Origin of the sequence: Phaeocystidibacter marisrubri, assembly GCF_008933165.1 — a bacterium.
Classification (GTDB): domain Bacteria; phylum Bacteroidota; class Bacteroidia; order Flavobacteriales; family Schleiferiaceae; genus Phaeocystidibacter; species Phaeocystidibacter marisrubri.
On sequence record NZ_WBVQ01000001.1, the window covers coordinates 1444277 to 1456525 of the forward strand.

General features: G+C 46.2%; 9 protein-coding genes. 5 read left to right on the top strand and 4 right to left on the bottom strand.

What is annotated here, in order from left to right:
• Window positions 1-2: 2 nt before the first annotated feature.
• Genes F8C82_RS06460 through aroC form a run of 4 tightly spaced genes read right to left on the bottom strand, consistent with a single transcriptional unit; the run spans window position 3 to window position 7330 of the window.
• Entirely contained in the window at window positions 3-1982 is a 1980-nt protein-coding gene (locus F8C82_RS06460; RefSeq protein ID WP_151692727.1) for an OmpA family protein, read from the bottom strand.
• Window positions 1982-4789, bottom strand: coding sequence for an AsmA-like C-terminal region-containing protein (locus F8C82_RS06465; protein ID WP_151692728.1), 2808 nt, complete (start codon window positions 4787-4789; stop codon window positions 1982-1984). Before F8C82_RS06465 ends, F8C82_RS06460 begins: the two co-directional genes overlap by 1 nt.
• 18 nt (window positions 4790-4807) lie before the next feature.
• A complete protein-coding gene (locus tag F8C82_RS06470; RefSeq protein WP_151692729.1) occupies window positions 4808-6256 on the bottom strand; it encodes a dicarboxylate/amino acid:cation symporter in 1449 nt (482 codons plus the stop codon).
• Between the two features lie 9 nt (window positions 6257-6265).
• Window positions 6266-7330: a chorismate synthase gene (gene aroC, locus F8C82_RS06475; protein ID WP_151692730.1), complete on the bottom strand. Its 1065-nt coding sequence runs from the start codon at window positions 7328-7330 to the stop codon at window positions 6266-6268.
• Window positions 7331-7493: 163 nt separating this feature from the next.
• On the opposite strand from aroC, the gene hutI reads away from it, so the two are divergent.
• From hutI to F8C82_RS06500, 5 genes are all read left to right on the top strand, one after another.
• A complete protein-coding gene (hutI, locus tag F8C82_RS06480) occupies window positions 7494-8753 on the top strand; it encodes an imidazolonepropionase (protein ID WP_151692731.1) in 1260 nt (419 codons plus the stop codon).
• 5 nt (window positions 8754-8758) lie between these two features.
• Window positions 8759-9583 carry a universal stress protein gene (locus F8C82_RS06485; protein WP_151692732.1) on the top strand — a complete coding sequence of 275 codons (825 nt, stop codon included), beginning with the start codon at window positions 8759-8761 and terminating at the stop codon, window positions 9581-9583.
• 8 nt (window positions 9584-9591) lie between these two features.
• Entirely contained in the window at window positions 9592-10620 is a 1029-nt protein-coding gene (locus F8C82_RS06490) for a formimidoylglutamase (RefSeq protein ID WP_170266175.1), read from the top strand.
• 4 nt (window positions 10621-10624) lie between these two features.
• Entirely contained in the window at window positions 10625-11641 is a 1017-nt protein-coding gene (gene ftcD, locus F8C82_RS06495) for a glutamate formimidoyltransferase (RefSeq protein ID WP_151692734.1), read from the top strand.
• Between the two features lie 71 nt (window positions 11642-11712).
• Window positions 11713-12249 carry a hypothetical protein gene (locus tag F8C82_RS06500; RefSeq protein ID WP_151692735.1) on the top strand — a complete coding sequence of 179 codons (537 nt, stop codon included), beginning with the start codon at window positions 11713-11715 and terminating at the stop codon, window positions 12247-12249.

Consider the following 12249-nt stretch of genomic DNA (forward strand, 5'->3'; position numbering starts at 1 on the left):
GCTTACAATCCAGTAATCACAAAGATTGTTCTACGGTTCTTGGCTCTTCCTTCAGGAGTTGCATTGGATTCCACCGGCCTGGTTTCACCAAATCCATGGTTGGTCATTCTACTTGGTGAAATACCCCAATCAATCAAATATTCATACACCACTCGAGCGCGATCTTTGGAAAGCTGAAGGTTGTCTCCCCCCTCTCCTACGTTGTCAGTATGTCCCTGAATATCCACTTTTACACCAGGGTTCTCTTCCAAGAAAAGACCGAATTCTTCTATAATTAACATTGCATCATTGTCGAGCTCATACGAGTTCGTAGCAAAATTGATGTTATTCAATCGGTATTCACGGCCAATACGAAGCTCAGAAGCTTCTAAATCAGCTTCTACTACGCCAGATTCATTAGGTGTTTCGCTGTTGATGACTCTCGCACTGAAGGCCGCTCCCTGCATTTCAACTTTTACGATGGTCGGTTCATCGGCCTTTACTACAGCAGCATATTCTCCGGTCAAGTTGTCGACGTCAATTCTCTGCTCTTCTTGGGTGGCCAAGTTTTTAACCGTGATATCCGCATCGGTAACGGGCTCATCGTATTCATTCTTCAAAGTTCCTCGAACCAAGACCACTTCTTCGGGTCTTGCTGCTTGATGCAATTCAAAACTGTACAAGTCCCATCCCCCTGGACCTCGTAACTCATTGCTGTTGAAGTAGGCCGTTGTACCCGCTAAGTTCACAAAGAGTCCTAGTTGATCAGATTCCTTATTGATGGGATAACCGATATTCACAGGCTCGTGGTACTCCAAGTCATCGCCTTGATGGGCGTAGAAAATATCATAGCCCCCCATACCCGGATGACCATCACTCGCAAAGTATAGCGTTCGAGAATCGGAATGAATGAAAGGTGATTTCTCGTTTCCAGCAGTATTGATGGTTGGTCCAAGGTTCTTTGGATCGGTCCATGTGCCATCAGGACGTCGTCTGGTGACATAGATATCCAAACCACCTTGTCCTCCTTCCCGATTGGAAGCGAAATACAGACGGTCACCGTTGGCGGATAAACTAGGCTGACTCTCCCAAGACGTTGGTGAATTCACGTTATCGCCCAAACTGCGTATGGGGCTCCAAGAATCGCCCGACTTCACGGTGTAGTACAAGTCGCAATTCTGATAATCGCCTTCCATTTTGCAAGATGCGAATACGAGCAAGCGGTTGTTGGCCGTAATGGTTGGTGCTCCTTCATTGACGTTGGAGTTGAAAGGCTCTGGAAGAACTTCTCCTGCATCAAATCCATTCCCCGTATTGGTGGATAGGGTGAATTCTTCAACCAGCTGAGCACGATCGCCTGGCCCTCCCAAACGAGGCTTCTTCATTTGTCTACGGGTGTAAAAGCACAATTCTCCATCGGGAGAAATGATCGCCAAATACTCATCGGCTCGAGTGCTCACTCCCCGCACTACATGTGGGTCAAATGGAACGGGGTTGGCAATCAGTCGCTCTACAATTCGCGATTTCTCCAACAAGTCCTCCGCTTCATCATCGTAGCCACCATGTCGCATAGGATTCTCGAGATATAGCTCTAACCATTCCTGACCTTTACGCTTTCTTTCGGCTTGGTCAGAATTGATCAAAAACAAACCAATGATATATTGGAGCTCGGCTTTGTAATCTGGACAAACATCCAGACACTGTATAAAGAAGGCCTCGGTGGCACGTGGATTTCGCTTGCGTAGTGCGATCTCCCCCATCAAGTAAAGTCCGTGTGGATTCTTTGCATCGGCCTCCAGAATATTCTTGGCGTAAATCTCAGCCAACGCAAGATCCTCATTGCGAATGGCACGCAGTGTTTTCTGAATCTGTTGGTCCCCATCAATGCCATACCCCTCACACTCTCCTAACTCTACTGGAGGTAATTGTTGGGCTTGAACACTTGCAGTGGAAATTCCAATACTAAAGAAGAGTGCTACAAAGCACTTATACAAAGTGGGCATCAATTGTCAATTTTCGCTCTGGCTTCAGCTTCCGCAATAATGCGATCTGCGCGCTGTTGAGCTTCATCTTCTAATTTCTTCGCACGAGCATCAGCCTCTTGAATCAATTGATTCGCTCGAGTCTCTGCTTCGCTATTTAATCTCCTAGCAGCCGTTTCAGCCGCAGCTTTCTTGAGTGGGTTTCCGCCTGCTTCTTCAATGAGTTTATCTCCCTGACGCTTGGCTTCATCCTTTATCTGTTGTGCTGTATTTCGCGCTTCTGAACGAATTCTATCGGCTTGACGCTTAGCTTCATCTTTTACTTTCTGAGCTTGCTCTCTTGCTGCAGCCATGATCTTTTCAGCTTCTTCATTCACTCGGTCGATGGCCGCACCTTTTGCGGAATCAATGGAGCTCTGAATGATTTGCTGAACCTGATTCTGAATGCCTTGTGTGATGCTGCCAAAATTGGTGGAGATGGTCGGACTTGTAACGGTTCCTCCAATTTCCAACTGCACGTCTATATCTCCCGTAATTCCCAAAGCCGCTACTTCTTGAGGAACTTTGATAGAATTGATCGGCAACTTCGTGTCAATGGTGTAATTCAATGATTGGTCTAATCCGTTTGAACCCGAGATGGTAGCCGATTGACCTCCAATCTTGACATCAAATGGCTGTACGCTCAACCGACCGTTCTCCACTTGGAAAGAGATATTGCTGTTGCCTAGTAAAATTCTTCCATACTCGTCATTGTTGAGTTTAGATGCGATTTTTTGCATCACATCCGGCTCAACCTTTAAGCCAATGGTCTTGAGAATACCAGACGCGCTAACCGTGGAAAGATCCGGTGTCATGTCCGATCCCAAGAACGCATTCATATCAAATGAAGTAGATAAGTTACCCGTGGCTTTCTCGAGAATTGGAGCATAGGTTTTCAGCATGCTGATGGTGCTTGCTGCTTCAGCTACGTTCAGTTCCTTCAAATTCATTCCGAAGAGAACTTCAGGTTGAAGAGGACGAGAATCGTAGGTACCATCCATGGCAATTTCGCCTCCCAGTGTTTCCATCTTGAAACCAATCAAGGAAGCAACACCCTCAACCACGGTCAATTGACCCCGTGTTTCGTGTAACACCATATCGTCGTATAGAATCTCTGCAACCTCAGCGCGAATATCCATATCTATATTGGTCGGAATTCGAACCACTTCCATCGGTTCCGAGGAGGCTGAATCCGCCACCGGAGCCTCTGAAGCTGGCGCTGCGGCGGCAAGTTCGTTCAAATCCAACAACGTGCTATTCACTCTAAAGCGTCCACGCAAAGTGGTATCGGTGAGAACATAGCTCATAATGTTATCCAAAGTACCCGAACCGTTGAAGTCGCTCTTACCCATCTTACCAGACATTACAGGAATGCGAACCAATTCAGGCTCCCATGCCATGGAAACCGTATCGATTTCAACCGGTAGGCCGAATGAAGAAGTGGTAGCTGAAAACTTCGAAAGCGCCACATTTCCACCGACTTCAACCGCCGATAAATTCTGTTTTTCGAAATCCGACATCTTGCCTTTAACAGCCAGATCGGTTACTACTCGGCCACGGTAGGTCAAATCTTCTTGCGGAACCATTTGCTCCACTTTCACCAAATCCAAATCGGCCAAAACATACATGTCAATTTCAGGATCGGATATCGGGTGTTCCAAGTGTAAACGGGCATCCACAGGCTGATTCGCCAATAGGCCGCTCATCTTTGGAATGTCAATCACGGTGGCATCGGCCGTGCCTACAGGCTTAGAGATGTGGACTTCCACATTCAGTTTTTCTGCACCCGCTGGTAAGTCGGGATACTTAAAGCTAGCATTGGCTACGGATAAGTTTAAACCAAGTGCAGGAAGGACGTCACTTTCGTCGAGTGTACCTTTCACAAAGCCATTAAGCGCAAAAGTCCCGCTGGTCTGAATGTCTTCAAAATCGCGGTAGAAGATTTCTGGAATCAGTGAGAGAACCTCGGCGAACGAAGTACTTGGGGCATTGAACTTCAAATCGAGATCCATTTGATCTCCCATCTTTACACTGCCCTCTGCATTAAGCGTAAGTCCATTTAATACAACAGAATTGTCTTCCAATGTTAGCACGCCCGACTCAGTGACGAAGTTCATGTTCACATTGGCTTCAACTTTTGTCTGACGCAAGTAAGATGCACTACCCATGGCAACATCCAAACTTTCAATGGTTGTGCGTGTGGTCATGTCCACCACATCTTCAGAGAAGTCGCCTGACAAGCGGTGATTCAAATCGTCAATTTTTGCATACATATCGCCCTGGCGATCATCGTAAACCAAGTTCACATGGTCAAGGCGGAATTCTTTAAGGGAAAGAGAATAGGCGGCCGAAGCTTCTCCTGACTCTTCTTCAACAGCAGTTGAATCAGTAGATTCTCTTGCGATATCATAGTTCGCCGTTCCATCTGGTAGAATCAGCACGTACAAATCAGCATCAGAAATCACGATGCTTTCTATTTCCAATTGTGTTCCTGAAATGGCTGAAAACAGATCGATTTCAACCGAAATATTCCCGGCCTTCACCAATGACATGTCCGCAAAATCTCCCTCTCCGATCACATCTAAACCATCTAGGCCTAGCGTTAAATTCGGGAAATCGCTAAAAAGACTGAGACTCATATCTTCAATAACCACTTCACCCTTGATGTGATTATTACTCTCCTCATTCACCATATCAAAAATTTGATCCTTAAAGATGATAGGAAGCAAGAAAACTGCCGCTAGGAGGAGGAGGATTAAGATGAAGAAGAATCTCAATATCTTTTTCATACAATGGGTATTTTGAAGTTATTCCTCTCTATCAACGATAGAAAGTTTGTTTTCTGTTTGAGCCACTAAAGTTGAAACGGTTGCATCACCTGTCACATTCACCACCGTCCTACACATATCTAAAATACGGTCGATTGGGAAGATGATAGCAATCCAAGCTGGATTTAATCCAACAGAGGTGAGAACGAGAATCAGCATAATCAATCCAGCGCTGGGAACCGCTGCACTACCAATGGAAGCGAGCGTGGCTGTTAATACAATAGTCATCTGCTGGGCAAAATCCAAATCTATCATGTGGAACTGCGCGAGGAAAACCACTGCTACGGCTTGATACAAGCTGGTTCCATCCATATTTACGGTCGCGCCAATAGGCAGAACGAAACTTGATATTTCCTCCTCAACTCCAATATTGTCGTTCACACATTCAATGGTAACCGGTAATGTAGCAGCAGATGAACTGGTTGAAAAGGCAAGCAATTGTGCTGGTCGAATTCCCTTCATGAAGTAGGTGTACGACTTGCCAAAACTCATATTACTCACCTTCTGGATTCGATACGCAATGACACATGGATAAATCACAAATGCCATGAAAATCAAACCGACAACCACGGTAAGGCTATAAATACCAAGCGCTTTGAAAGTATTGAGCATGGCTCCTAGGTCATCTCCAGCCAGCTTTGCCATGGCTCCCGCCATCAAGCAGAAAACGAAGAACGGTGCGAACTTCATGACCAAATCCACCATTTTGATAAAGATCTCATTCGCGCTATCTACAAAGCCATACATGGTGGTTGTCTTATCCTTTGGCAGTGAAATCATCACCAATCCAAACAATATGGCAAAGAAAATAACCTGCAGCATTTCTGGTTCAACTAAGGCTCCGAAGAGATTGTCGGGAACCATACTCGTCAGAAAATCCAATGGGCCTTTGTCCTTTTGCTGTTGAGCCGCTTCAAATGCACTTTGAAGTTTCTCATCCGTAGAAATAGTCGACACTTCCGATTGCAAAGCTACTTGAGCGCTGTCTAAGTAATCGCCATAGGATGGATCGGTTAGAAAGTGTTGATCGTCCTTAATCACCACATGGTTCTCTTCCGCCCAAAGTTCATACTTCATGCGGTTGACAATCTGGTTGTCCTTTCCCACCCAATCTCCTGGGCGAATGGTGTTCACGAGAAACAATCCCACGGTAATGGCAAACACTGTGGTTACCAAATAAAAGCCCAGCGTTTTCGCTCCCAAACGACCCAGAGCAGCACCGCCACCAAGGCTGTTTATTCCGGTAATCACACTGAATAAAACCAGTGGAACCGCGATCATTTTAAGCACCTTTATAAAGATATCTCCAAAGGGCTTAATCCAATCCATAGTGAAGGAAGTCCAACCGAACAAGCTGGACGCGACAGCCCAAGCAATCCCTAGAATAAGGGCAATAACAATCTGAATATGAAGGGGTAATTTTTTCATCAATCGAGATTAGATTTGATTCACTTTAGCGCGTAGCATAAAGTCGGCCAAAGTCAGTTGAGCCATAGCTTCAACAATGGGAATGGCACGGGGTAGTACAGTGGGATCGTGTCGTCCTTCAATTTGAAGCTCAACCTTCTCCCCTTTCTTATCTACTGTTTGTTGCTTTGATTTTATGGAAGCGATGGGCTTGAATGCCACACGGAAATAGATATCTTCTCCATTGGAGATTCCACCTTGAATTCCACCGGAGTGATTGGTGGCCGTTTTTCCAACCGATATAAAGGAATCGTTGTGTTCAGAGCCCTTCAGCTCTGTTCCGGCAAAGCCCGATCCATATTCAAATCCCTTAACGGCATTTATGGACAACATGGCCGAACCCAAGGCTGCGTGCAACTTGTCGAACACCGGTTCACCCCACCCCGCAGGAACACCAGTAATCACACATTCAATGATTCCTCCAGCGGAATCCCCATCCTCCTTCAACTTTAAGACATACTCTTCCATGGCCGCCGCTGCTTTGGGATCGGGACAACGAATGGGATTGGAATCAATCTGTGTTAAATCCAATTCGGAATAAGGAGTATGGAAAGTGATGGGACCAACGCTGCGTACAAATGCGGTCACGCGAATGTCGGGTATCAAATGGGCAGCCATTGCACCACCCGCCACTCTTGATGCAGTCTCGCGTGCACTGCTCCGCCCACCTCCTCGGTGATCGCGCATGCCGTACTTGGTTTCCCATGTATAATCGGCATGGGAGGGACGATAAACATCCTTCAATGCAGAATAGTCTTTGCTGTTCTGATTGGTGTTGGGAATGATAAACCCAATGGGAGTTCCGAGGGTCACACCTTCAAACACACCGGAAAGAATTTGAAGAGTGTCACTCTCCTTCCTTTCTGTCGTTAAGGCTGATTGTCCGGGCTTTCTTCTATCCAAGGCCCTTTGAACCGCCTCTGTATCTATGGAAACGCCAGCTGGGAATCCTTCAAGGATACCGCCAATTGCAGTTCCGTGCGATTCACCAAAGGTGGTGAGTCGAAGTAATTTTCCAAAAGTATTTCCTGACATCCCTCAAAAATAGGCGATAAATGCACGCATACAAGGGCGAAACTCGGGAAATGCAAATCGTTCACCTGTACTCATCTCCGTTTGTAAGAGATGACGCACAGGCTTGTTTTGGACGCCTTCAGATTGCCCATTCCATCTCGCTTTTCCGTACCTTCGTTGTACCATGAAACGACTCCTAACAAACATCAAAAAGCTCGTCCACGTTGAGAATCAACCTGTTCCCTACCTCAAGGGAAAGGCAATGAACGACTTGACGAGCATAGACGACGCCTTTCTTGAAATTGAAGACGGCAAAATTGTTCGATTTGGGCCGATGACGGATCTACACGGATCTGACATTTCTGGAACCACAGAGTACCTCGATTGCACAGGACAATGGGTAATGCCTGGTCTTGTGGACTCACACACCCACCTGATCTTTGCAGAGCCGAGAGCACGTGAATTTGAAGATAGAATTCACGGTTTGACCTACGAGGAAATTGCAGCGAGAGGTGGAGGAATATTAAACAGTGCTGCGAAATTGGCAGAAATGCCAGAGGAGCAATTGTACGATGACGCCATGGCTCGCTTGCATGAAATGATTCAAACCGGAACCACTGCCATTGAAATCAAGAGTGGCTATGGACTTTCAACGGAAGCTGAATTGAAGATGCTTCGAGTGGCTAAACGTATCAAGCGAAGAGCTCCAATTCCCGTTAAAATCACCTTTTTGGGTGCACATGCTATTCCACCAGAGTACAAAGAAAACCCCGATGGATATGTAGACTTGGTTATTGATGAAATGCTTCCAAAAGTAGTGGAAGAACGCTTGGCCGACTACATTGATGTATTCTGTGAAAAGGGATATTTCACCGTTGAACAAACCGATCGAATTCTCAAAGCTGGAATGGCCGCTGGACTACGTCCCAAAGTTCACGTCAACCAGTTTAACGCCATTGGAGGTATCCAAACCTGTGTAGAAAACAAGGCCATTTCTGTGGATCACTTGGAAGTGATGGATGAAGGTGATTTTAAAGCATTGGCAAACTCCGATTGCATGCCAGTTGCGCTTCCTTCCTGCAGCTTCTTCCTCGGAATACCATACACTCCTGCTAGAAAAATCATAGATTCGAACCTCCCTCTTGCTTTGGCTACAGATTACAACCCTGGCAGCACCCCTTCAGGTAACCTCCTCTTTGTTTGGAGTTTAGCCTGTATTCAAATGAAACTCACACCTACAGAAGCACTGGCAGCACTCACTCACAATGCAGCCTACGCCTTGGAGTTGAACGACGAATTGGGTAGTATAGCGGTGGGGAAAACTGCGAACTTGCTCGTTTCAGAACCCATGGATAGTTTGGGGCATATTCCATATCACTTCGGAAGGAACAGCTTGAGCAGAGTTCTAATTAATGGAAATAAATACACACATCTCGAACCTTGAAAAAAATGGATCATCGCTTATTAGTCCCGGTTGACTTCTCTCAAATCTCCGTGAATGCCGTTAATTATGCACTGGGTTTAGCACCAGCATTTAACTGTGGCGTTGTACTTCTTCATGTAGTAGACGACGAAGAATACAAGCAGAAAGGAGAGCGTGAAATGGAAAAGTTCCTCGCTCAGTTCGAAACGGATATTTCCATCAAAACCTTTGTTATTCCTGGGAATCTCTTTGAAGATATCGCAAAAGCTGCCGAACTCCTTGAAGTGTATATGGTGGTGATGGGTACCTCTGGATTGAAAGGACTTCAATACCTCTTCGGATCGCATGCCCTTCGCATTGTGACCTCAGCAAGCGCTCCTTTCCTCATTACGCAAGAGCAACCACCGCGACCAAAAATCGAAACCATTGTTGTTCCTGTCGACTTGGCCAGCGAAGACAAACACATCTTGAGTTTAGCGCTTCAATCGGCACGACTTTTTGATGCGAAGATTCACCTATTTGTGGCACACCACACCGATGAATTTAGCCGAAATAACACCTATCGCAACGAGAAATTCGCACATCGTTACTTAGACGATCACAACATTCATTACACCACTATTCACGCGGAAGGAAAGAACAGCTTCGACAAAGAAATTTTGGAGTATGCCGATCTCGTTTCAGCAGATATGATCGCCGTAGTGAATCACAAAGAGACCGGATTCCTTAACGTCTTCGGAAAGAACTTTGATCAAAACTTAATTACGAACGACAACGGTATTCCTGTGTTGGTGATGAACGCTAACGAACACAAGAAGATTACCGACATCTTTGATGTATTCCAGGTATAATGCAAAACTTGCTTCACATATTTGATCGTCCATTTGTTGAATCCCACACCTCTATTCGAGAAGGAGAGCACAAGATCGGACAAACCATTGCACTACTCGACCACGAAGGAGATCTTGTAGACGCGCTTCGCGATTGCAATGTGAAATTTGCCTTGATCTTTGTTCCTGAGGATATTGGCGTGCGCGCCAATCTTGGTCGGCCAGGCGCTTCCAAAACCTGGGAGCCCGCCCTGCGAGGAATTTGCAACCTGCAAGACAACTATTACTTATCGGGTGCAGAAATGCTTCTGCTCGGTGCATTGGATGTGGACGACCTAATGAATGAAGCGGATAAAGCTGATGCCTCCACACCAGAAGGGATTGCAAAACTTCGCGAGCTTACCTCGCAAGTAGACGATCGTCTCCGAACCATTCTTGCCCAGATTTACAAGGCTGATATCTTCCCCATCATCATTGGCGGTGGACACAATAACAGTTATCCAAACTTGGTGTCTTGGTGCGATGTGCACGACTCCGTGTTGAGTTGCATCAACCTAGACCCGCATGCGGACTACCGCAATATGGAAGGTAGACATAGCGGCAATGGTTTCCGCTATGCACACGAAGAAGGTGGATTGGATCGCTATGCCGTTGTTGGACTTCATGAAGGATACAACTCTCGCTCTATGGTCGACGAACTTCGTCACGATCCCGATTTGAGATACAGCACTTTTGAAGACATTGCCGTACGACGAATTCAAACCTTTGAACAAGCCGTTGTAGACTCCCTTGACTTCGTTTCAGAAGGTCCTTTTGGTATTGAACTCGACCTTGACGCCATTCCGAGAATTCCGGTAAGTGCATCTACCCCTACTGGGTTCTCGTTGGAACAAGCCAGACATTATGTGCACCTCGCAGCGAGCAGGCCCGAATCGGTTTACCTGCACATTTGCGAAGGCTCAGCTGGACTTGCAGAAGACCGACTTCTTCCTGAACTCAGTAAAACCATTGCGTCGCTAGTGGCAGATGGTATTAAAGCAAAGCGAAACATAGATTAACACGATGAAAACTCCACTTATTGAATGTGTGCCTAACATAAGCGAAGGCAGAAACCCGATGGTAATTGAACAGATCGCATCGGCAATTCGATCGGTGGAGGACGTGCATCTTCTTCACACCGATCCAGGAGAGGGAGCGAATCGCACGGTGTTTACCTTTGTGGGACCTCCTCTAGCCGTCATTGAAGCGGCTTTCAGGATGTATGAAATCTGTGCGCGAACCATCGACATGCAGACCCAAAGCGGTACGCATCCTCGACAAGCTGCTGTGGATGTTTGTCCCCTTGTTCCATTGAGCAATATTTCTCTTGAAGAAACCTCTGAATATGCCCATCAGTTGGGCTATCGTATAGGTGAAGAATTGGGGATTCCAGGCTGGTTCTACGAAGCTAGCGCCACACGCGAGAGTAGAAAGAACCTAGCCACCCTAAGAGCAGGTGAATACGAAGCCCTGAGCAAAAAAGTGATTGATCCCGATTGGGCTCCTGATTTCGGCACCTTCTCAACCTCGATGTGGAAACGAAGCGGTGTAACCGTTATTGGAGCGCGCTATTTCCTCGTGGCTTATAACATCGATTTGGACACCGACGACACCGATGTTGCACAACGCATCGCTGAAACCATTCGTGAAAGGGGCAAAACGATCTTCCACAACGATGGGAGTCGTGAACGCGTTCCTGGATTGCTCACGGGGGTAAAAGCAATTGGTTGGCTCATTCCTGAATACGGAAACGCACAAGTGAGCTGTAACATCGTGAATACCCGTAAAACGAGTCCAGGCCGAGTATTTGCAGCCGTTAAAAAAGAGGCCAAAGATCTCGGAATCAAAGTTCTGGGCTCTGAACTCATCGGATTGATTCCGCAGGAAGTTCTGGTTCAAAGCGCTCGTGATCTAGGAGTGCCCGAACCCGGCGATAAGCCTTCCATGATGAATGCCGTTCACGTTCTTGGCTTAAATCACCGTAGACCTTTTGAAATTGAAGAAAGGGTCATTGAGCAAGTCATGCAACGTAAGAGATAACTCGAACTCATTACCAAAATTAGAGAGGTGTTTAGGAATTTCTATATTTGAAATACCAAACACAATAAACCATGCTAAAAAGAATCACCATTCTCCTAGCGTGGATTCTGTCTATTGGGCTATCTGCCCAAACGGAATCTACATCGAATCAACTTCCCTATTACTGGGCAACCAAGCACGGATTAGTAACCGGACTCAACATCTTCCCACAAGAAGAGGATTTCTCCAACACCCATATTGGAGCCCGCATTGGATACTACTATCGTTACAGCTTCAATCAGAGTCGCTGGAATATTTTGGGCGTGACCCTTTCAGGGAATCTCGACTATCTTTCTAATGACGTGGCACATTCTCTCATTCCCAATGTAAGAGGTTATCTACACCTTGCGTTCCTCGATGTGGGAGTTGGATATTATCAATATGTCCCTTTTGTAGCCCATGCAATGGAGCGCTATGGAAGTACTTCGTATGGAGATATTAGATTTAATGTTGGCGTAAGTTTTAACAAAATGCAATTGGTCTTCTCCATCCCCAAAGGATTTCTACATCCCAATGGTCCCGATTACGTCATCGATTCCTTCCTTCAATTCAACTACCACTTCGAATAG